The organism is Streptomyces sp. NBC_00388 (assembly GCF_036061255.1).
Taxonomy (GTDB): domain Bacteria; phylum Actinomycetota; class Actinomycetes; order Streptomycetales; family Streptomycetaceae; genus Streptomyces.
In genome coordinates this window covers 1672091-1692346 of sequence record NZ_CP107948.1, presented here as the reverse complement: position 1 = coordinate 1692346, position 20256 = coordinate 1672091, and the positions used below count along the sequence as shown (strand labels likewise).

21 protein-coding genes and 1 riboswitch are annotated in these 20256 nt (G+C 73.8%); of the genes, 8 read left to right on the top strand and 13 right to left on the bottom strand.

From position 1 onward, the window contains the following. The first annotated feature begins 20 nt into the window (after positions 1–20). Positions 21–743, top strand: coding sequence for a ZIP family metal transporter (locus tag OG917_RS07775; RefSeq protein WP_328316809.1), 723 nt, complete (start codon positions 21–23; stop codon positions 741–743). 41 nt (positions 744–784) lie between these two features. Here the strand turns inward: OG917_RS07775 and OG917_RS07770 are convergent, their stop codons facing one another. From OG917_RS07770 to OG917_RS07740, 7 genes are all read right to left on the bottom strand, one after another. Next, positions 785–2182: a cobyrinate a,c-diamide synthase gene (locus OG917_RS07770; protein WP_328316808.1), complete on the bottom strand. Its 1398-nt coding sequence runs from the start codon at positions 2180–2182 to the stop codon at positions 785–787. Next, complete coding sequence (gene cobO, locus OG917_RS07765) at positions 2176–2772, bottom strand: cob(I)yrinic acid a,c-diamide adenosyltransferase (RefSeq protein ID WP_328316807.1); 597 nt, start codon at positions 2770–2772, stop codon at positions 2176–2178. The genes OG917_RS07770 and cobO overlap by 7 nt, the downstream gene beginning before the upstream one ends. Beyond that, positions 2772–4817 carry a putative cobaltochelatase gene (locus OG917_RS07760; protein ID WP_328316806.1) on the bottom strand — a complete coding sequence of 682 codons (2046 nt, stop codon included), beginning with the start codon at positions 4815–4817 and terminating at the stop codon, positions 2772–2774. The genes cobO and OG917_RS07760 overlap by 1 nt, the downstream gene beginning before the upstream one ends. Before the next feature lie 85 nt (positions 4818–4902). Then, positions 4903–6408, bottom strand: coding sequence for a cobyric acid synthase (locus OG917_RS07755; protein WP_328316805.1), 1506 nt, complete (start codon positions 6406–6408; stop codon positions 4903–4905). Beyond that, a complete protein-coding gene (locus tag OG917_RS07750; protein ID WP_328316803.1) occupies positions 6405–7334 on the bottom strand; it encodes a cobalamin biosynthesis protein in 930 nt (309 codons plus the stop codon). The genes OG917_RS07755 and OG917_RS07750 overlap by 4 nt, the downstream gene beginning before the upstream one ends. A gap of 123 nt (positions 7335–7457) precedes the next feature. After that, positions 7458–7594: riboswitch (cobalamin riboswitch) on the bottom strand. 169 nt (positions 7595–7763) lie between these two features. Further along, complete coding sequence (locus tag OG917_RS07745) at positions 7764–8027, bottom strand: hypothetical protein (RefSeq protein WP_328316801.1); 264 nt, start codon at positions 8025–8027, stop codon at positions 7764–7766. 18 nt (positions 8028–8045) lie between these two features. Continuing rightward, positions 8046–9284, bottom strand: coding sequence for an inorganic phosphate transporter (locus OG917_RS07740; RefSeq protein ID WP_328316800.1), 1239 nt, complete (start codon positions 9282–9284; stop codon positions 8046–8048). Positions 9285–9553: 269 nt separating this feature from the next. Here OG917_RS07740 and OG917_RS07735 point away from each other — a divergent pair, with 269 nt between their 5' ends. The 6 genes from OG917_RS07735 to OG917_RS07710 all read left to right on the top strand — a co-directional run bounded on the left by OG917_RS07735 (position 9554) and on the right by OG917_RS07710 (position 16315). Next, entirely contained in the window at positions 9554–10246 is a 693-nt protein-coding gene (locus OG917_RS07735) for a class II aldolase/adducin family protein (RefSeq protein WP_328316799.1), read from the top strand. An 82-nt stretch (positions 10247–10328) separates the two neighbouring features. Beyond that, positions 10329–11456: an alpha/beta hydrolase family protein gene (locus OG917_RS07730; RefSeq protein WP_328316798.1), complete on the top strand. Its 1128-nt coding sequence runs from the start codon at positions 10329–10331 to the stop codon at positions 11454–11456. A gap of 99 nt (positions 11457–11555) precedes the next feature. After that, positions 11556–12932 carry a hypothetical protein gene (locus OG917_RS07725; protein ID WP_328316796.1) on the top strand — a complete coding sequence of 459 codons (1377 nt, stop codon included), beginning with the start codon at positions 11556–11558 and terminating at the stop codon, positions 12930–12932. Positions 12933–13189: 257 nt separating this feature from the next. Continuing rightward, the gene (locus OG917_RS07720; RefSeq protein WP_328316795.1) at positions 13190–14788 is read left to right on the top strand and encodes an ABC-F family ATP-binding cassette domain-containing protein; all 1599 of its coding nucleotides are present in this window, start codon (positions 13190–13192) and stop codon (positions 14786–14788) included. Between the two features lie 400 nt (positions 14789–15188). Next, a complete protein-coding gene (locus OG917_RS07715; protein ID WP_006123601.1) occupies positions 15189–15410 on the top strand; it encodes a helix-turn-helix domain-containing protein in 222 nt (73 codons plus the stop codon). Between the two features lie 113 nt (positions 15411–15523). Beyond that, positions 15524–16315 carry an enoyl-CoA hydratase/isomerase family protein gene (locus OG917_RS07710; RefSeq protein WP_328316794.1) on the top strand — a complete coding sequence of 264 codons (792 nt, stop codon included), beginning with the start codon at positions 15524–15526 and terminating at the stop codon, positions 16313–16315. Positions 16316–16342: 27 nt separating this feature from the next. On the opposite strand, the gene amaP is transcribed toward OG917_RS07710, so the two are convergent. Genes amaP through OG917_RS07685 form a run of 5 tightly spaced genes read right to left on the bottom strand, consistent with a single transcriptional unit; the run spans position 16343 to position 18634 of the window. Beyond that, positions 16343–16921 carry an alkaline shock response membrane anchor protein AmaP gene (gene amaP, locus OG917_RS07705; protein ID WP_328316793.1) on the bottom strand — a complete coding sequence of 193 codons (579 nt, stop codon included), beginning with the start codon at positions 16919–16921 and terminating at the stop codon, positions 16343–16345. 7 nt (positions 16922–16928) lie between these two features. After that, complete coding sequence (locus tag OG917_RS07700) at positions 16929–17585, bottom strand: DUF6286 domain-containing protein (RefSeq protein ID WP_328316792.1); 657 nt, start codon at positions 17583–17585, stop codon at positions 16929–16931. After that, positions 17582–17926 (bottom strand): Asp23/Gls24 family envelope stress response protein, encoded by a 345-nt coding sequence (locus OG917_RS07695; protein ID WP_328316791.1) that lies wholly within the window; start codon positions 17924–17926, stop codon positions 17582–17584. Before OG917_RS07695 ends, OG917_RS07700 begins: the two co-directional genes overlap by 4 nt. After that, positions 17923–18114 carry a hypothetical protein gene (locus tag OG917_RS07690; protein WP_328316790.1) on the bottom strand — a complete coding sequence of 64 codons (192 nt, stop codon included), beginning with the start codon at positions 18112–18114 and terminating at the stop codon, positions 17923–17925. The genes OG917_RS07695 and OG917_RS07690 overlap by 4 nt, the downstream gene beginning before the upstream one ends. 28 nt (positions 18115–18142) lie before the next feature. Beyond that, positions 18143–18634 carry an Asp23/Gls24 family envelope stress response protein gene (locus OG917_RS07685; protein ID WP_328316789.1) on the bottom strand — a complete coding sequence of 164 codons (492 nt, stop codon included), beginning with the start codon at positions 18632–18634 and terminating at the stop codon, positions 18143–18145. A gap of 92 nt (positions 18635–18726) precedes the next feature. On the opposite strand from OG917_RS07685, the gene OG917_RS07680 reads away from it, so the two are divergent. Beyond that, positions 18727–19410 (top strand): hypothetical protein, encoded by a 684-nt coding sequence (locus OG917_RS07680; protein WP_328316788.1) that lies wholly within the window; start codon positions 18727–18729, stop codon positions 19408–19410. An 89-nt stretch (positions 19411–19499) separates the two neighbouring features. Here OG917_RS07680 and OG917_RS07675 read toward each other — a convergent pair whose 3' ends face one another. Then, positions 19500–20255, bottom strand: coding sequence for an SDR family oxidoreductase (locus tag OG917_RS07675; protein ID WP_328316787.1), 756 nt, complete (start codon positions 20253–20255; stop codon positions 19500–19502). Position 20256: the final 1 nt, after the last annotated feature.

The following is a 20256-nucleotide window of genomic DNA, read 5'->3' as shown; positions in this document are numbered from 1 at the left end:
TCATGGGCTAGCAAGGGCCCATGGCGGTCTTCGTCGCGCTCGGCGCGTTCCTGATGACGCTGGTCGGTGGCTGGACGGCCCAGCGCGTCACCGACCGGCGCCATCTGGTGCTGGGACTGGCCGGCGGTCTGATGCTCGGCGTGGTCGGCCTCGACCTGCTGCCCGAGGCGCTGCGCGCGGCGGGCGGCGAGATCTTCGGCGTCCCCGCGGCGCTGCTGCTGTTCGTCGCGGGCTTCCTCGCCGCGCACCTGGTGGAGCGGCTCCTCGCCGTGCGCCAGACGGCACACGGGGCGGCGGAGGAGCGGGTGCCCCAGGTCGGGCTGACGGCGGCGGCCGCGATGGTGGGCCACAGCCTGATGGACGGCGTCGCCATCGGCGCCGCCTTCCAGGTGGGCGGCGGCATGGGCGCCGCCGTGGCCATCGCGGTGGTGACCCACGATTTCGCCGACGGCTTCAACACGTACACCCTGACCAGCCTGTACGGGAACGCCCGCCGCAAGGCGGTGGCCATGCTGATCGCCGACGCCCTGGCTCCGGTGGTGGGGGCGGCGTCGACCCTGCTGTTCACTCTTCCGGAGCAGCCACTCGGCTGCTATCTCGGCTTCTTCGGCGGCGTGCTCCTCTACCTCGCCGCCGCCGAGATCCTTCCCGAGGCCCACCACGACCACCCGGCCCGCTCCACGCTGCTCTGCACGGTCGCGGGGGTGGCGTTCATCTGGCTGGTGGTGGGAGTCGCCGGCTGAGCACCCGGGGCTGCCCTGCCCCGCACCGGGAGCGCGTCCGTTCATCCCGCGCATCCGTCCAGGAACCTGCGCGCCACGGACGGCTGCGCGGCCCAGTGCGTGTGCAGATAGCTCGCGTGCACGCCCTGCTGGACGAAGCCCTCGACCCGGCGCTCCGGCTGGTGCACGCCCCACGCGGGCGAAGCGCCCGCGCCGGGCTCCAGCACCGTCCGGTGGAACTCGTGGGCCCGCAGCCGGGTCCCGGCCGGGGCGAGCGAGCTGTCCGACACGGCGACCGCGTCCCGGTAGCCGAGCGTCAGCCGCTCCGACATCCGGGCCTCGGCGTCCAGCACTCCGCACATCGGATGTCCGTCGAGCGAGCGCGACAGATAGAGCAGCCCCGCGCACTCGGCGGCGACCGGTGCGCCCGATGCCGCGAGCCCGGCCACGGCCTCGCGCAGCTGCTCGTTGGCGGACAGTTCGGGCCCGTACACCTCCGGGAAGCCGCCGCCTATGACGAGCGCGGCGGTCCCGTCCGGGAGTTGCTCGTCGTGCAGGGGGTCGAAGCCGACGACTTCGGCGCCCGCGGCGGTCAGCAGCTCGGAGTGCTCGGTGTACGAGAAGGAGAACGCGGCGCCGCCCGCGACGGCGACGACCGGACGGCCGCCTCCGCCCGTGCCGCCACCGCTGCCTTCACGGGCGCTGCCTGCCCGCTCGCCGGCCCCGGCGCCCAGGGCGTCCCGCGGGTCCCACACCCCGGTCTCCAGCGGCGGCGCACTCCGGGCCAGCGCCAGCACCGCCTCCAGGTCGCACCCCGCTCGCACCTGCTCGGCCATCGCGGCCACCGCGTCCACCGCGTCGGGCCGCCGTTCGGCCACCGGCACCAGACCCAGGTGCCGGGAGGGGGTCCGGGCCTGCCCGGTACGCCGGAGCACCCCGAGCACCGGCACCCCCGACTCGTCCAGGGCCTCCCGCAGCAGCGCCTCGTGACGGTCGGAGCCCACCTTGTTGAGGATCACCCCGCCGATCCGCACCCGGGGGTCCCAGGAGGCGAACCCGTGCACCAGCGCCGCCGCCGACCGGGACTGCGACGACGCGTCGACCACCAGGACCACCGGTGCCCGCAGCACCTTCGCGACCTGCGCGGTGGACGCCAGCTCGCCCTGCCCTGCCGCTCCGTCGTACAGGCCCATCACGCCCTCGACGACCGCCAGATCGGCGCCCGCCGCACCGTGCGCGAAGAGCGGTGCGATCAGCTCGGTACCGCAGAGGTACGCGTCGAGATTGCGCCCGGGGCGGCCGGTCGCCAGCGCGTGGTAACCGGGATCGATGTAGTCAGGACCCACCTTGTGCGGCGACACGGTCAGCCCGCGCCCGGCGAACGCGGCCATCAGGCCGGTGGCGACCGTGGTCTTGCCGCTGCCCGACGACGGTGCCGCGATGACGAGTCTGGCTACCACTCGATGCCCCTCTGCCCCTTCTGCCCGGCGTCCATCGGATGCTTGACCTTGGACATGTCGGTCACCAGGTCGGCGAGGTCGAGCAGCGGCTGCGGGGCGTTCCGCCCGGTGATCACCACGTGCTGGGTGCCGGGCCGGTCCCGCAGCACGGAGACCACCTCACCGGTGTCCACCCAGCCCCAGTGCATGGGGTACGCGAACTCGTCGAGCACGACCAGCCGGTAGGTCTCCGCGGCCAGATCGCGCTTGACCTGCTCCCACCCCTCACGGGCCGCTTCCTCGCTCGACTCGATGTCCCGCTGGACCCAGGACCACCCCTCGCCCATCTTGTGCCAGTCGACCGTCCCGCCCTCTCCGCTGTCCCCGAGCACCCGCAGGGCCCGCTCCTCGCCGACCTTCCACTTGGCGGACTTGACGAACTGGAACACCCCGATGGGCCAGCCCTGGTTCCAGCCGCGCAGCGCGAGCCCGAAGGCCGCGGTCGACTTCCCCTTGCCGATGCCCGTATGGACCATGGTCAGCGGCCGGTTGCGGCGCTGGCGGGTGGTGAGCCCGTCCTCGGGCACGGTGGTCGGCTGTCCCTGCGGCATTACGCTGCCCTCCTCGGTGAACTGCTCTGTACGTCCTTGACCAGACCGGCGATGCTCTCGGCCCGCAGCTCGTCCAGCGTCACGGCGGTGCCGCCGAGCCGCTGCGCCAGCTCCGCTGCGAGCCCCAGCCTGACCGGCCCCGACTCGCAGTCCACGACGACCGACGCGACGCCCTCCGCCTCGTGCAGCCGCGCCGCGCGTGCGGCCAGCGCGACCGGATCGGGGCCTCCTGTGGCCCGCCCGTCCGTGACGACCACCAGCAGTGGCCGCCGCGACGGATCCCGCATCCGCTCGATCCGCAGCACCTCGTGGGCCTTCAGCAGCCCTGCGGCCACCGGGGTGCGCCCACCGGTCGGCAGCGTGTCGAGCCGGGCCGCCGCCGCGTCCACCGACGAGGTCGGCGGCAGCGCGATCTCCGCGCCCTTCCCGCGGAAGGTCACCAGACCCACCTTGTCCCGCCGCTGGTACGCGTCGAGCAGCAGCGAGAGCACGGCGCCCTTCACCGCGCCCATCCGCTGCCGTGCCGCCATCGACCCGGACGCGTCCACCACGAAGAGCACCAGATTGCCCTCCCGCCCCTCGCGGGTGGCCTGCCGCAGATCGTCCCTGCGCACCACCAGACCGCGGCCCGACCGCCCGCGCGCCCGCTGGTGCGGCGCCGCGGCCTGGACCGTCGCCGCCAGATGCAGCTTGGTCAGCGCGCCCTGCGGCCGGCGCGAACCGGTGGTGCGGCCGTGCTCGGTCCTGGCCCTGGAACGGCGGCCGGCTGCGCCCTCGCCGAGCCCCGGCACGCTCAGCATCCGGGTACGGAACGGTTCGGCGGCCTTCGCGGCCGGCTGCTCCCGTCCACCGCCCGGTGCGGCGGGCCCGCCCTCGCCCGCCTCCTGCGGCGCGGGCGTGTCGGACCCGTCGGCCGGCGGCTCCTCCCGCGGCGGCGTGTCGCCCGGCGTGCCGTCCCCGTCGCGCTGCGGCGGCAGCCCGCCGCCGCCGCCACCGTCGGGGCCCGGCCCGTCGCCGTCCCCGTCGCCGTCCTCGGTCCCGGACTCCCTCAGCGTGTCGTCGAGCTTGTCCTCGTCGAGTCCCGGCGCGTCGAACGGATTGCGCCTGCGGCGGTGCGGCAGCGCCAGCAGCGCGGCCTGCCGTACGTCATCGGCTGTGACATCCGTACGGCCCGCCCAGGCGGCCAGCGCGGTCGCGGTACGGGCCATCACGATGTCCGCGCGCATCCCGTCCACCTCGAAGGCGGCGCAGGTCGCGGCGATCTGCCGCAGCGCCGGATCGCCGAGCCGCACGGCGGGGAGCAGCGCCCGCGCGGCCACGATGCGCTCCCGCAGTTCGTTCTCCTCGTCCGCCCACCGGGCGGCGAACCCGGCAGGGTCGTCGTCGTACGCGAGCCTCCTGCGCACCACCTCGACCCGCTGGTCCGTGTCGCGCGAGGCGGCCACCTCGACGGTCAGCCCGAACCGGTCGAGCAACTGCGGCCGCAGTTCGCCCTCTTCGGGGTTCATCGTCCCGACGAGCAGGAACCGTGCGGCGTGCCGTACGGAGACACCTTCGCGCTCCACGTACGAGGCGCCCATCGCCGCGGCGTCGAGCAGCAGGTCCACCAAGTGGTCGTGCAGCAGGTTGACTTCGTCGACGTAGAGGATCCCGCGGTGTGCGTCGGCGAGCAGCCCCGGCTCGAACGCCTTCACGCCCTCGGCCAGCGCGCGCTCGATGTCCAGGGCGCCGACCAGCCGGTCCTCGGACGCGCCGACGGGCAGTTCGACCATGCGCGCGTCGCGTGTCACGCCGCCCGTGTTCTCGTGCGGACCGTCCGGGCAGTCCGGGTCGGGTGCGCCGGGGGCGCAGGAGAAGCGGCATCCGGCGACCACCGGGACCCCGGGCAGCAGCGCGGACAGGGCGCGCACCGCCGTACTCTTCGCGGTCCCCTTCTCGCCGCGTACGAGGACGCCGCCGACTGCGGGGCTGACCGCGTTGAGCAGCAGCCCGAGACGCAGGTCATCCATGCCCACGACAGCGGTGAACGGGTAGGGCGTACTCATTCGGGGTTCACTCCTTCACATGCTCGGGTGACAGGTTCGGTAACGGGCGGACGCCCGGCGGGGACCTCCGGGGCCCCGGGAGCTCTCATGGCGCTCCCGGCGGGACGAAGGGGAGCCCGGCCGGGGCGCCCGACTCGATGAGCGCGAGCAGCCCATCGGTGTCCGCGTGCTCCTCGATGAGGTCGCCGAGCCGGTCGAGCTGCTCCTCGCGGAGCACGCCGAAGCTGGTGTCGGGGGCCGGTACGAAGCGGCGCCCCGCGACGGCAGCGACCTCGCGCAGGAAGGCCCTGCGGAAGCCGTCGCTCTCCAGCGAGCCGTGCCAGTGGGTGCCCCACACGGAGCCGGCGCGACAGCCGTCCAGGAAGGGGGAGCCGCCCAGGACCTCCGCGACCCCGTGGTGGATCTCGTATCCGTCGACGGGCTCGCCGAGCGCCTCACCGGTGGGCCGCGCCAGGGTCTTGCCGACGGCGAACCGTACCCGCACGGGCAGCAGGCCGAGCCCGGCCACGGACCCCGCACGCGATTCGACGGTGTCGTCGATGTGCTCGCCGAGCAGCTGGAATCCGCCGCAGATGCCCAGCACGGGACGGCCATCGGCGGCCCGCCTGGCCAGCGCGTCCGCGAGCCCGCGCCGGCGCAGCCACTCCAGGGCGCGCACCGTGCCGCGCGTCCCCGGCACGATCACCAGGTCCGCGTCGGCCAGCTCATCCGGGCGGTCCACGAACCGCACCACGACGCCCGGTTCGGCGGCCAGCGCGTCCACATCCGTGAAGTTCGACATCAGCGGAACCGCGCAGACGGCGACCCGCAGCACGTCCTGCCCGTGCGGCGCCGACACGGCCGACTCGCGCACCGCGCCGCGCATCGACACCCGCAGCCCGTCCTCCTCGTCGATGCCCAGACCGTGGGTGTACGGCAGAACGCCGTAGGTGCGCCGTCCGGTGAGCCCCTGCAGCATGTCCAGGCCCGGCTCAAGCAGGGACACGTCACCGCGGAACTTGTTGACGAGGTACCCGGCGACGAGCGACTGGTCCTCGGCGCTCAGCAGCGCCGTCGTACCGAAGAACGACGCGAAGACCCCGCCCCGGTCGATGTCGCCGACGACGACCACCGGGAACCGCGCGGCGCGCGCGATGCCCATGTTGACGATGTCGGTCCGCCGCAGATTGATCTCGGCGGGACTCCCCGCCCCCTCACAGATCACCGCGTCATACGTGCTCCGCAGCTCGGCGAGGCAGTCGGTGACCGTGGAGAGCAGCGCCTGCTGCCGTCCGCCGTGGTAGCCGCGGGCGCTCATCTCGCCCACCGGCTTCCCCATCAGCACGACCTGGCTCGACCGGTCGCTGCCCGGCTTCAGCAGTACCGGGTTCATCAGCGCGGTGGGTTCCACCCGCGCCGCCTGCGCCTGCATCGCCTGGGCCCGCCCGATCTCCGCGCCCTCGCGGGTGACGAACGAGTTGAGCGACATGTTCTGCGCCTTGAAGGGGGCGACCTTCACGCCCCGGCGCACCAGCCACCGGCAGATCCCTGCCGTCACCACGCTCTTCCCGGCATCCGATGTCGTCCCGGCCACCAGCAGTCCGCCGCTCATCCGCGCACCTTCCTCACTGCGAGAGCCGTCGCGAGCGCCAGCAGGGACACCCGGCGGGACAGCCGCACCGCGCGCTCGATGTCGCCGACGGCCACGGGCCGGCCGCCGCTGTTGAGTACCGCCCGGTGCTCGGGCCGGCCGCCGTACGCGAGGGTGCCCCCGAGCCGCACACCGAGGGCGCCGGCGAACGACGCCTCCACCGGGCCCGCGTTGGGGCTCGGATGGCCGCCCGCGTCCGACCGCCAGGCCCGCAGGGCGCCCCGCGGGTCGCCGCCCGCGAGGACCGCGAGTACGGCGGTGAGCCGGGCGCCCGGCCAGCCCGCCAGGTCGTCGAGCCGGGCCGACGCCCAGCCGTACCGCAGATAACGGGGCGACCGGTGGCCGACCATCGCGTCCAGGGTGTTCACCGCCCGGAACCCGGCGAGCCCGGGGACCCCGGCCAGTGCTCCCCATACCAGCGCCCCCACCACCGCGTCGGAGGTGTTCTCGGCCACGGACTCCACGACGGCCCGCGCGATCTGCTGCTCGTCGAGGGCCTGCGGGTCGCGTCCGCACAGATGGGGCAGCCGCTCCCTGGCCGCCGCGACATCACCGGCGGCCAGCGCGGCGCCCACGGCGCGCGCCTCACGCCCCAGCGAGGTGCCGCCCACGACGGCCCAGGTGGCGGCGGTGGTCAGGGCGACAGCGGCGGCAGGACGGCCGCGTACGGCACGCCGGGCCAGCACGGCGGCGCCCACCGCGCCGCCCGCACACACCGCGGTGTGCAGGGCGCCCCACCCGCGGTGGTCGCGCCACAGCCGGCGCTCCACCGCGGCGGCGGCCCGCCCGAAGGCAGCGACCGGGTGGCCACGCCGGGGGTCGGCGAAGACGAAGTCCGCAAGGAGGCCCGTGGTGGCGCCGTAGACGAAGACACGCTCGGCACGCATGGGGTCAGCAGGCCGGTACGCCTCGGCGGGCCGTCGGAGCGGCCGTGCTCGGTACAGCGGGCGGTTCGGGCAGCTGGCAGCCGCACATGGCGTAGTCCTCACTCAGGGTGTCCGCGCCCTGGTACGACGTGACCGGCGGTGAGAGTTCCTGGCTTCCGGGGTGTGATCCCCGGTGACAGTGGCGGGACCGCGCCGGATTCGCACCGGCTTCCTCTCCTGCCGCCGTATTGGCCCCGGAAGTCCACCACGGTCGGCGAACACCCGTCAACCCGCCTTGACCTGCGGCGGGGCAGTGTGCCGAGCCCCACACGGACCGCCGGGGGCCGCCCGGACGCCCCGCACGGTCCCGGCCGCGCGCGGAAGCGCCCGCCCGGCGGCCGGTGGGGGCCGCAGGACGGGCGCGGGGGCGCTGTGGGGGAGGGGTGGTGGTCAGGCGACGATCAGATAGATCCCGTACGCCACGGCCGCCGCGCAGAGCGCGAAGCAGGCGTACGAGCCGGCCCGCACGGCCTGCGCCGGGCCCCGGCCCGTCCCGGCCGGTGAGGCGGCGGCGGGCGCGGTCGCGGTACCCGCTTCTGCCGCGGGCTTCCGTGCCAGGCCCACCACGCCGAGGGTGAACAGGCCCACCAGTCCGACGGTCGCCACGAGGCTGACGCCGAAGACGGTGCCGAGAGCTGCCCAGTCGATGTCCATGTGCGGTGTCCTTCTCCTTCAGACCGTGGCGGGCCGGTTGGGCTCCGGCGCGGGGATGGTGGCCCGGAGACCGTCGGAGACCGCTCCGGCGGGCGGCGGGGCGACGGCCGCGATGGCGGTCGTCACCACCCCCGCCGGTCCGTCGGACGCGACCGGTTCGTCAGGGGTGACACTGTGCTGGCCGACCGGCGTGCGGCGGGAGAGCGACCAGATCACACCGGAGCCCACGACCAGCAGAGCGGCGACGGCTCCGACGCCCCACGGGCCGCGGCCCGTCAGGTACTCGGCGCCCGCGCCGACGAGCGCCGCGGCGGGCAGGGTCAGACACCAGGCGACGAACATCCGGGTGGCGGTTGACCAGCGGACCACGCCGCCCTTGCGGCCGACGCCCGCTCCCATCACGGCGCCCGAGCAGACCTGGGTGGTGGAGAGGGAGAAGCCGAGGTGCGAGGAGGCCAGGATCACGGTTGCGGCGCCGGTCTGGGCGGCGAAGCCCTGCTGCGGCCTGAGCTCGGTGAGGCCCTTGCCCATGGTGCGGATGATGCGCCAGCCGCCCAGGTAGGTACCCAGTGCGATGGCGGTGCCCGCGGAGACGATGACCCACAGGGGCGGGTTCGATCCCGGTGCGATGACGTGGCCGGTGACCAGGGCGAGGGTGATCACGCCCATGGTCTTCTGCGCGTCGTTGGTGCCGTGGGCCAGCGAGACGAGGCCGGCGGACGCGATCTGGCCCGCCCGGTAGCCCTTGGCGGTGGCCTTCTCGTCCGTACGGCGGCCGATCCGGTACGTCAGCCTGGTCGCCAGCAGCGCGGCGAACCCGGCGACCACCGGAGCGGCGACCGCGGGGAGCAGCACCTTGGTGATGACGACTTCGCCGTTGACACCGGACGAGCCGACCGACATCAGCGTGGCCCCGATGAGCCCGCCGAAGAGTGCGTGGGAGGAACTGGACGGCAGGCCGAGCAGCCAGGTCAGCAGATTCCAGAGGATGGCACCGACGAGTGCCGCGAAGATCACTTCTGTGGTGATGCCCTGTTCGTTGATGATCCCGCCGGAGATCGTCCTGGCGACCTCGACGGACAGGAAAGCGCCGACCAGGTTGAGCACGGCGGACATGGCCACCGCGGTCTTCGGTTTGAGAGCGCCGGTCGAGATGGTCGTCGCCATCGCGTTGGCCGTGTCGTGGAAACCGTTCGTGAAGTCGAACACGAGAGCGGTAATGATCACGATCCCAAGGAGCAGGGTCAAGTGTTCCATTTACCTGGGCAATCGTTCGAGGTCATTGACGAGACGAACCTAGGCAACCTTGGTGAACGGAAGATGAACTGAGCCGGGCGCTGTGGTGACCCTCCCCGGAGGCGCTGGTTCCGTCTCTGTCCCGCGGGTGCGCCGGCGGCATACCGGAGCGCGCGGGGGCCTGGCATCATCGCCGGACGACCGGCCCTGCCCGCTCCCCGCGGGCGGCGGGCCGGCGGCGCACCCACCGGGGCGGTCCCGGGACCGGCAGCGACGGAGGAGCGGAAGCGATGGAAGGTACGGCAGGGGAGCCGCAGGAGGCCGGTCCGCTCGCGAGGGCCTGGCAGGAACTGGTCGCCACCGCCCGCAGGACCGCGGCCGATGGGCTGGTCGTCGGCACATCGGGCAACGTCTCGGTGCGCTGCGGCGACCTGGTCCTGGTCACGCCCAGCGGAGTGCCGTACGAGAGGCTCGGGCCCGGCGACACCGTCGCCGTCGACCTGGACGGCCGCCAGGTGACGGGCGAGCTGAGACCGACCAGCGAACTGCCCCTGCACCTGGCCGTGTACCGCGCGACCGCGGCCACCGCCGTCGTCCACACGCACGCCGTGCACGCCACGGCGGTCTCCACCCTCGTCACCGAGCTGCCCGTCGTGCACTACATGGCCGCCGCGCTGGGCGGCCCGGTCCGCGTCGCCCCGTACGCGCTCTACGGAAGCGAGGAGCTGGCCGCGCACATGCTCACCGCCCTCGCGGACCGCTCCGGCTGCCTCCTCCAGAACCACGGCACGGTCACCCACGGCGGCTCGCTCGATCAGGCCTACGACCGCACCGCCCAGCTGGAGTGGATGTGCCGGCTCTGGCTCACCGCCTCCGCGCTGCCCGGCCGCACCCCGTCCCTGCTCTCCGCCGCGCAGCTGGCCGAGGTCACCGGGAAGCTCCGGGGATACGGCCAGCCCGGCCGGGACAGCCCGGGCCCCTGATCCGGCGGCCGTGCCGCACCGGCCCCGGACCGATTGCCCCGGCCGGGTGGCATCCCGGTGCGGGGCCACCGACACTGGAGGGATGCGCCCGGCAACCGCGACGGCAACGGCCGTCACCACCCTGATCGGCGTCGGCGCGGCCGCGGCAGCGGCCGGCCGGCTCGCCGCGAACGCCGCCCTCAACGCGTCCCACGGCCGGGCCCTGCCCGCCGAACCCCGGCTCTCCGTCCACGCCACGGCCCCCGGCCGGGTCACCCTCACCCGCTGCCTGGCCTCGCTGCGCCCCGGTGTGTACGGGCTTGAGGGCTCCGGGGTCCACGCGGTCGTCGGGCCGGTGATCGACGGCGGCTCGGAGACCGCCGACACCGTGGTGCGCCGGCTCGACCGGGTCACCTACGGCAAGCTCACGCCCGGCACCCGGGTGCGGCTCACCCCGCAGGTGTACACGGGCGACCCGCGCTCCGCTCTCGGCATCGACCACGCCGACGTGGACATCCCCGGCGAACTCGGCTCCTTCCCGGCCTGGTTCGTGCCCGGCCCCCGGCCCGCCTGGGTGATCACGGTGCACGGGCTCGGCACCGGCAGGGAACACCCCATGAACGTCCTGCGCTTCCTGCACGAGCAGCAGTTCCCCGTCCTCGACATCTCCTACCGCGGGGACCCCGGGGCTCCCGCGTCCCCGGACGGCGTCGGACACCTCGGCGCGTCCGAGTGGCGCGACCTGGACGCGGCCATCCGCTACGCCGTCCGCTACGGCGCGGAGCGCGTCATCCTGCACGGCTGGTCCACCGGCGCCGCCATGGCGCTGCACGCCGCGGCGGGGTCAGGGATGCGCGAGCTGATCAGCGGCCTGGTGCTCGACTCGCCGGTCCTCGACTGGGAGGCCACCCTCGGCGCACTGGCCTCCGCCCGGCGCACCCCGGCGGCCCTGGTGCCGCTCGCGGTACGCGCGGCCCAGGGACGCACCGGCGTCAACGGCGACCGGCTGCGCTCCGCCGCAGACCCGCGGGCGCTGACCGTCCCCACGCTGATCTTCCACGGCCCCGACGACCGGGTGGCCTCCTGGCGGCGCTCCGCCGAATTCGCCGCGGGCGCGCCGTCGCTCGCGGAGCTGCGGACCGTCGAAGGCGCCCCGCACGGAGCCATGTGGAACGCGGACCCCGGCGCCTACGAAGAGGCCCTGCGGCGCTTCCTGACCCCGCTGATGTAGCGGAAGCGGCCCGCAGGCCCGCTTCCGTGCGCCCAGCGTCAACCTGTAGCGAGGGGTTCCGTTTGGGCTTTCGGCCCGTCAGAGGCAAGACTGCTCCCCGTGACGTCCCGTAACCCGCGCGACTCCAGACTCCGCCTCGTCCGCCCCCGACCTCTGGTCACGGCCCGCCGTGTCGTGAGCAACCGGCCCATCCGCCCCGCCCCGCGCCCGCCGGCCGGCACCCCGGCCCCGTCGGAGCTCGCCCGCCAGGCCAGGGCGGTCCTCGCCGACGCCGTCCGGATCGCCCGCTGGGCCGGGGACGCCCGGCCGGTGCAGGGCGGCGGGGCGCTCACCGCCCCCGCCGCCGAACACGCCGTGAGCGCCCTCTCGTTGACACCGGAAGCCGTCCGCGCGGGCTGGGACCGCGCCCGGCTCGCCGGACTCGTCGAACTGCACGGGGACGTCGCCCGCCCCGGGTGGCGGCTGCGCGCCTGGGACGGCGACGACAGTGCGGTGCTGCGCGGCTGGGTCGCCCTCTTCGACGCCTGGTCGATCGTCCACCCGGTCGCCGCCGACGTCCCGCCCACCGCGGTCGCCGAGGTCGTCGAGGCCGTACCGCAGGTGCTCTCGCTGCTCCAGCTCTCCGCGGGCGCGGTGACCGTACCGGCCCTGCTCGACCTGCTCCGGCAGCGCGTCGCCGAGCTGCACGAGGAGCGCTGCGAGGTCGCCTACGGCCCGCAGCCGCAGCCGCAGCCCGAGCCGCCATCGGACGGGGCGCAGCTCGCCGCGCTGCTCGACTGGGCGCTGCGGGGCCTGGCGGCGGTCGGGGCCCTCACCCTGGCCCCCGGCCTGGCGACGCTGACCCCGCTCGGCAACTGGGCGGTCTGGGTCAAGCTGGAGCAGATCTGTGTCGCGGCGCAGAGCCCGGCGGGCAACATCGAGCAGCGCGCCGACGCCATGCTCCGCGGCTGCGCGGGGCTGACGCCCGGCCCGGCACGGGCCGAGTACCGCGCCTGGCTGGCCGCCCGCACCGTGAGCAGCGCCGTCTCCGAGCTGCTCGGAGTGGCCCGCGGCGAGGACGCTCTGCTGCGGGGCCTCGCCTTCGAGGCCCTGCGGGTCGTCGGGGCCCCCGCGGAAGCGGCGGTACGGGGCGCGGCGGCGGAGAGCTCGCTGCGTCCGTACGCGGTGCTCTGGCTGGCGGAGTACGAGGGCGCGGACCCCGAGGACGCCCACGACGCGCTCACCCGGGAAGAGGCGACCTGGCTCTGGGTGGACACGGCGGCGGCCGTCGCCGACCACGGGGAGAGCACCCTGCTGGTCCGCCATCTGGAATCGGCCGTGCAGGGCACCGTGCCCGCGCTGCTCGAAGAGGTGCGGGCCGTCGGGCACCCGCGCACGGTGCAGGTGCTGGTGGCGCTGGCGGCCGCGCACCCCGATCCCGCTCTGGCGAAGGCGGTGCGCAGGGCCGCCTTCCAGGTGCACACCGGAGGCGTCTGAGCCCTGGCGCCGGTGGGCCGGCCGCACCTCCCGGCCCACCGGCGCCCGGCCGTGGGATCTCCCGCACGGTCCGCGGACCGGAGTGCGGTTCGCCCGGCTTGCGACCGGTATGTTCCCGGCCGGGTGCCGGGCACCGGCAGAGTGTCCGCGCGGCACCGTTAGACTGGGCCCCATGGCATTTCTCCTTGTGCATTAGCCGGCGTCGAAGCAACCCTCCGCCTGCCCTTCCGCCGTCCATACCGCCCTGGAGTTTTTCCGTGATCACCGCTTCCGGCATCGAGCTGCGCGCCGGCGCCCGAGTCCTCATCGAGTCCGCTTCCTTCCGTATCGCCAAGGGCGACCGCATCGGCCTCGTCGGCCGCAACGGAGCGGGCAAGACCACCCTCACCAAGTGCCTCGCCGGCGAGGGCGTCCCCGCCGGGGGCACCATCACCCGCTCCGGCGAAGTCGGCTACCTCCCGCAGGACCCGCGCACCGGCGACCTCGACGTCCTCGCCCGCGACCGCATCCTCTCCGCCCGTGACCTCGACTCCGTGCTGCGCAAGATGCGGGAGAACGAGGAGCGCATGGCGAACGGCCAGGGCGCGACCCGCGAGAAGGCGATGAAGAAGTACGAGCGCCTTGAGACGGAGTTCCTGACCAAGGGCGGGTACGCGGCCGAGGCCGAGGCGGCCACCATCGCCGCGGCCCTCGGACTGCCCGACCGGGTGCTCGGCCAGCCGCTCCACACGCTCTCCGGCGGTCAGCGCCGCCGGGTCGAGCTGGCCAGGATCCTCTTCTCGGACGCCGACACCCTGCTCCTCGACGAGCCCACCAACCACCTCGACGCCGACTCCATCGTCTGGCTGCGCGAGTACCTGAAGAACTACCGCGGCGGCTTCATCGTGATCTCCCACGATGTCGAGCTGGTCGAGACGGTGGTCAACAAGGTCTTCTATCTGGACGCCAACCGCACCCAGATCGATGTCTACAACATGGGCTGGAAGCTCTACCAGCAGCAGCGCGAGGCCGACGAGAAGCGCCGCAAGCGCGAGCGTCAGAATGCCGAGAAGAAGGCCGCGTCCCTCAACTCGCAGGCCGACAAGATGCGCGCCAAGGCGACCAAGACCGTCGCCGCGCAGAACATGGCCAAGCGCGCCGACCGGCTGCTCGCGGGGCTGGAGGCCGTCCGGGTCTCCGACAAGGTCGCCAAGCTGCGCTTCCCCGACCCGGCGCCGTGCGGCAAGACCCCGCTGATGGCGGAGGGCCTGTCCAAGTCGTACGGCTCGCTGGAGATCTTCACCGACGTCGACCTCGCGGTGGACAAGGGCTCCCGCGTCGTCATCCTCGGCCTCAACGGTGCCGGCAAGACCACGCTGCTGAAGCTGCTCGCCGGGGCCGAGAAGCCCGACACCGGTGAGGTCATCGGGGGCCACGGCCTGAAGATGGGCTACTACGCCCAGGAACACGAGACGCTGGACCCCGACCGCTCGGTCCTGGAGAACATGCGCTCCGCCGCGCCCGATCTCGACCTGGTGCAGGTCCGCAAGACGCTCGGCTCGTTCCTCTTCTCGGGCGACGACGTCGACAAGCCGGCCGGGGTCCTCTCCGGCGGTGAGAAGACCCGGCTGGCCCTGGCCACCCTCGTGGTCTCCTCGGCCAACGTGCTCCTTCTCGACGAGCCCACCAACAACCTCGACCCCGCGAGCCGCGAGGAGATCCTCGGAGCGCTGCGCACCTACAAGGGCGCGGTCATCCTCGTCACCCACGACGAGGGCGCGGTGCACGCCCTGGAGCCCGAACGGATCATCCTGCTGCCCGACGGTGTCGAGGACCTGTGGGGCCCGGACTACGCGGATCTGGTGGCACTGGCCTGATCCGCCGGGCCGCGGCCGGCCTTCCCGGCCGGTCCCGTGGCCTGATCCACTCGCTGATCCACCGCCTGATCCAGTCGGGGTGGATCATTCGGCTTACACGTGATCCTTCATCTGGGTGAGCCGCTCTCGTACCCCGGCGTGTCCCGCGCCCGCTTCCCGTTGCACGGGCCCGGCGCGGACCCGTATCGGGCCCCGTCTGCCGCACCGCCTCTGACCAGCGACTTCGTGCTCAGCGGCGGTCCGGCGCGTGCCCCGCGGACGCCGGAATGCCGCGATCCGCTCCGCACAGTGAGCCGGGACACAGAAATACCCGGGGCACAGACCTTGCCGAATGGGTGGCCAGGAAGCCCGGTAGGGGTGATCATGAGAGTCCAGAGCGCACTTCCTTGAGGAGGCACGGGTGGCCGAGACTCTGAAGAAGGGCAGCCGGGTTACCGGCGCCGCGCGTGACAAGCTCGCGGCAGACCTGAAGAAGAAATATGACTCCGGTGCGAGCATCCGGGCACTGGCCGAAGAGACCGGCCGTTCCTACGGATTCGTTCACCGGATGCTCAGTGAGTCCGGTGTGACGCTGCGAGGGCGCGGCGGAGCAACGCGGGGCAAGAAGGCCGCATCGGCCTGACGGGCCCGCGGTCCGGGGCTCACCCGGTTCACGTGACCACCCGCCCGGCCGAGAGGCCGGCGGGATGGTTACTGTGCAGTCACTTAACTGTCTGCACCGAACCGGAGACGCTCATGACCTCGCTCGACTACGTGCTCGACAAGGACGGCGTACGGCTCACCGTCGAGGACGCGGTTGCCACGGTGACACTGGCCAACCCCGCGAAGCGCAACGCCCAGTCTCCCGCTCTGTGGCGGGCGTTGACGGAAGCGGGACGGTCACTGCCGGGCAGTGTTCGCGTCGTGGTGCTGCGCGGAGAAGGCGCGTCCTTCTCCGCGGGCCTCGACCGGCAGGCGTTCACGCCTGAGGGTTTCGACGGTGAGCCTTCCTTCCTCGATCTGGCCCGCGGTGATGACGCCACGCTCGACGCGGCCATCGCCGGGTACCAGGAGGCGTTCACCTGGTGGCGCCGGACCGACCTGATCACGATCGCCGCCGTTCAGGGCCATGCGATCGGTGCCGGGTTCCAGCTCGCTCTCGCCTGTGACCTGCGGGTCGTCGCCGAGGACGTGCAGTTCGCCATGCGCGAGACCAGCCTGGGGCTCGTCCCCGACCTCACCGGCACACACCCGCTGGTGGGGCTCGTCGGCTATGCCCGTGCGCTGGAGATCTGCGCCACCGGCCGGTACGTGCACGCCGACGAAGCCGTCCGCACCGGCCTGGCCAACCTCGCGGTGCCCGCCGCGGAGCTCGACGCGGCGGTCACCGACCTCGCGGCGGCGCTGCTCGCCGCCCCCCGCGACGCGGTGATCGAGACCAAGGCGCTGCTGCTGGGAGCGTCCGGCCGTACCTACGAGGAGCAGCGCGCAGCGGAGCGGGCCGGGCAGGCCCGCAGGCTGCGCGACCTGGCCGGCCTGTCCGACTGAGTATCCGTACGGCGCTCCCGGTGTCCCTCACGAGACCCGCCGCGGGCGGTGCTTCACCGCGCGCAGCCTGACCTCGGCGGGAAAGCTGTCCAGCCCCGCCGACTCACGGGCGTGTGCCAGGGTCCCGGTGGTGAGCCCCGAGAGCGCCGTCACCGGCTCCGCGTGCGCCGCGAGGCGCAGCCCGATCCGGGCCGCGGGGGAGGTGCGCCGGCCGGTCAGCCGGACCGCCGCACCGTCGACGCCGTGCAGCGACTCGGCATCGGCGGCCATCGCGTTCTCCAGGGCGCGGCCCCTGAGCCGGGCGCCGTCGCCGTCCCCGCTGTCCACCAGCACCTCGGAGAGGCGCGAGCGGCGCAGCTGGGAGAGCAGCCACCACAGCGCGAGCAGCACGATGACGGCGAGCGCCGCGATGACCACCGGCCACCACCAGCTGTCGCCGCGCCACTTGGTGCGGCGTGCCGTGCTGAGCAGGACGTCGTGCGGACCGTTCCAGGGCCACCACGAGGGCACGGAGAGGTGGAGTCCCGCCGCCAGCACCGCTCCGCCCAGGGCGAGCAGTACCAGTCCTGCGAGGGTGAGCAGCACCCGGTTGACCGTCTTCACCATCGCGGCGTCACCCCTTTCCTGCGGGCCGCAGGACCCGTACGGACAGCCGGGGGCGTGAGGCGAGCCCGAGCCCGCTGATGCCCGCGGCCATCGCGCTGTCCAAGTCGGTCCGCACGTCGTCGAGTTCACGGAAGTGCGAGCGGGCCCGCACCTTGACCCTGGCTCGCTTCACCCGGATGTGCACGGACTGCACACCGGCCACCTCCATCGCCCGGTCGCGCAGCACCAGCGCGGCCGCGTCCCTTTCGAGACCGGCCTTCACCTGCGGGCTGCCGCGCCGCATCGAGAGCAGCGAACGCAGCCCCGGGGTGAGCGCCAGGATGATCAGCCAGAGACCGATGGCCATCACCACACCGGAAAGGACCTTGATCCAGATGCTGTCGAGCGGCCGGGTCGCCAGGTCGTGGGCGGCCACATGGCGCCAGTGCATCGCGGGCCGCCCGGCCCGGACCGCCGACACGTCGTACAGCAGCAGGCCGGCCCCGCCGATCAGCATGAGCGCCAGCAGCGCCGCCGGTGTCCTGCGCCGTGACCAGAAGCGTCCCGCCCGGCCGCCCGCGCCGGACTCCGGAGCGTACGCCGTCGCCGAACCGGGCCGGCCGGGCTCGGCGGGGGGTTTCTCCATCACGGGGAGCCGCCGGGTGCTGTCGTCGGCTTCGCTCATCGGGCCCTCCCCCGGTCGGAGCCGCGGGTCTGCTCGGAGTGCAGGCGCTCGACCTGTACCGCCACCTCGGGCACTTCCATGCCCGCCAGCGATTCGACCCGCTGGGCCACCCGGCGGCGGACCGCACCGCACTGGGCGCCGATGTCGCACGGATAGCCGAGATCCAGACTGACCCGCACCCGCGCACGGGAGTCCTGCACCGTCACTGTGGCGTTGGGCGGGCTGCCGCCACCGGGCACCGTGCCGATCGCCTCACGTGCCGCCTGCGCCGCGATCTTCGACACGACCCGGTCGGCGATGCGGGTCGAGCCCCGTTCCGCGGGCGCCACCTGACCGGTCATCGCCGCCCGTCGCCGTGGTCGCGGCCGCGGAAGAAGTCGCCGGCCTCCAGGTCGCCGTCGGCGAACTTGCCCACGACGAAGCCGATCGCGCCGAGCGCGGCCACCAGAAGAAAGGCTCCGAAGCCGCCGAAGTAGCCGGCGAAGCCAAGTGCCATACCGACCAACAGGCCGACCACAGCCATACTCATCGTGCGCTCCTAAGCCGAAGGTACGGGGTCACTGAAGTCGGGACTCCGGCTCTTCGTCGTCCTCCTCGTCGGGCAGCTTCACATCGCTGACCGCGATGTTGACCTCTACCACCTCAAGGCCCGTCATACGCTCCACGGCCGAGATGACGTTCTCCCGGACGTCGCGGGCGACCTCCGCGATCGAGACTCCGTAGTCGACGACGATCTCCAGGTCGAGAGCGGTCTGGACCTCTCCGACCTCGGCCTTCACCCCGCGTGACACGGACTTGGAGCCGCCGGGCACCCGGTCGCGCACCGCACCGAAGGTACGGGAGATACCGCTGCCCATCGCGTGCACGCCGACCACGTCGCGCGCCGCGAGGCCGGCGATCTTCTCGACCACCCCGTCCGCGATGGTGGTCCTGCCGCGGGTGGCGGGGTTGCCGCCGCCGCGCTTGGTCACGTCGGCCCTGCGGGACTCCTGGCCTGCCGGTCCGTTGCCAGGGGTCTCGGACTGGTTCTGCTGCGGGGTCTCACTCATCGCGTACGTCCCTCTCCGAGCGGTAGCGGATTCTGTGCCCACGGTAGGTGTGCTTTCCCGGTTCCGCGCCGGGAATGCGGCAGGGTGGGGGCATGACGGGTGACGGAAACGACGGTTGGGCGCAAGCCGTCCGCAGCAGGCTCGGCCTCGGCAGGCTGCTGCCGCTGGGCGGTGCGCAGGACGGCGCATGGATCGCCGAGGAGGCGGCCGTCGCGGTGCTGAGACGCGCAGCCGCCGGTGTGCCGGGGACCGTGCTCGGCAGGCTGAGGATCGCTCAGGCCGGGTCCGGCGCGTCGGTGCCCGCGGCGGTCCCTGCCCCGCCGAGCGCCCTCCCGCCAGGCCCGCTGCGGGTCGAGGCGGAGGCCGAGGGGATCGCCGGGGGAGAGGCGCTTCCGGCAGCCGTCGAGCGGCTGCGGGACAGGGTGTTCGGCGCCTGCGCCGATGAGCTGGGGCTCGCTGTGACCGAGGTGGACGTACGGGTGACGGGGCTCCTGGAGACCCGGCCGAATCCGTCGGTGGTGGTTGGGCCGGACAGGGGAGCCGCCTCCGTGCGGGGCCCCGAGGCGGAGGCGGCGGCCGCCGTCCCCGGCGTCGCCCGTCTGACCGGCGTGCTGGGAGCGGCCGTGCAGCGCACCGACAGCCATATCAGGGTGGAGTTCGCGGTGGCCGCCGGACGGCGGGCACTGGATGTGGCCGGGGCGGTGCGGGCCGCGGTGGCCGCCGCCGGTGCGGACCGGCCGGTGGCGGCGCTGGTCACGGCGGTGGAACTGCCCTGACCATGTCCTGGTCCCCGCCTCGCCCCGCCTCGCCCCGCCTCGCCCCGCCTCGCCCCGCCCCGGCCCGGTGGCCGGGGCGGGACCGGTGATCAGAACCCGTGCCTGGATCCGCCGTCGACCGGCAGCATGACCCCGGTGAGGTACGAGGCGCCCGGCGACAGCAGGAAGGCGGCGGTCCTGCCGAACTCGGCGGGCTGCCCGTAGCGGCGCAGCGGAATCCCCGCCTCGGAGCCGGCGCGCGAGGCCTGCGGGTCGCCGCTGAGCGAGTCCAGCTGCCGTACCCGGTCCGTGTCGATCCGGCCGGGCAGCAGCCCGACCACGCGGATCCCGCGCGGACCGACCTCGTCGGCCAGCGACTTGGCGAATCCGGCCAGACCGGGGCGCAGTCCGTTGGAGATCGTCAGCCCCCCGATGGGTTCGTACACCGAGCCGGAGAGCACCAGCCCGATGACGCCCCCGTCGGAGAGCTCGGCGGAGGCGGTGCGGGCCAGCCGCACCGCGCCGAGGAAGACGGACTCGAAAGCCGTCTGCCACTGCTCGTCCGTGGTGCCGGCCGCGGAGCCGGGGGCCGGGCCGCCCACGCTGATGAGGATGCCGTCGAAGCGGCCGAAGTGCTCCCGCGCGGTGGCGATGAGCCGCCCGGCGGCAGCCGGGTCGCTGTTGTCCGCCGCCACCCCGAGCACACCGGGACCCAGCTCGGCCGCCGCCGCTCGCGCCGTCTCCTCCTCGCGTCCCGTGATGAGCACCTTCGCCCCGTCCGCCGCCAGCTCGCGGGCGGAGGCGAACCCCAGCCCCCTGGTGGCCCCGGTGACGATGTAGACGCGGTCCTTCAGTCCAAGATCCATG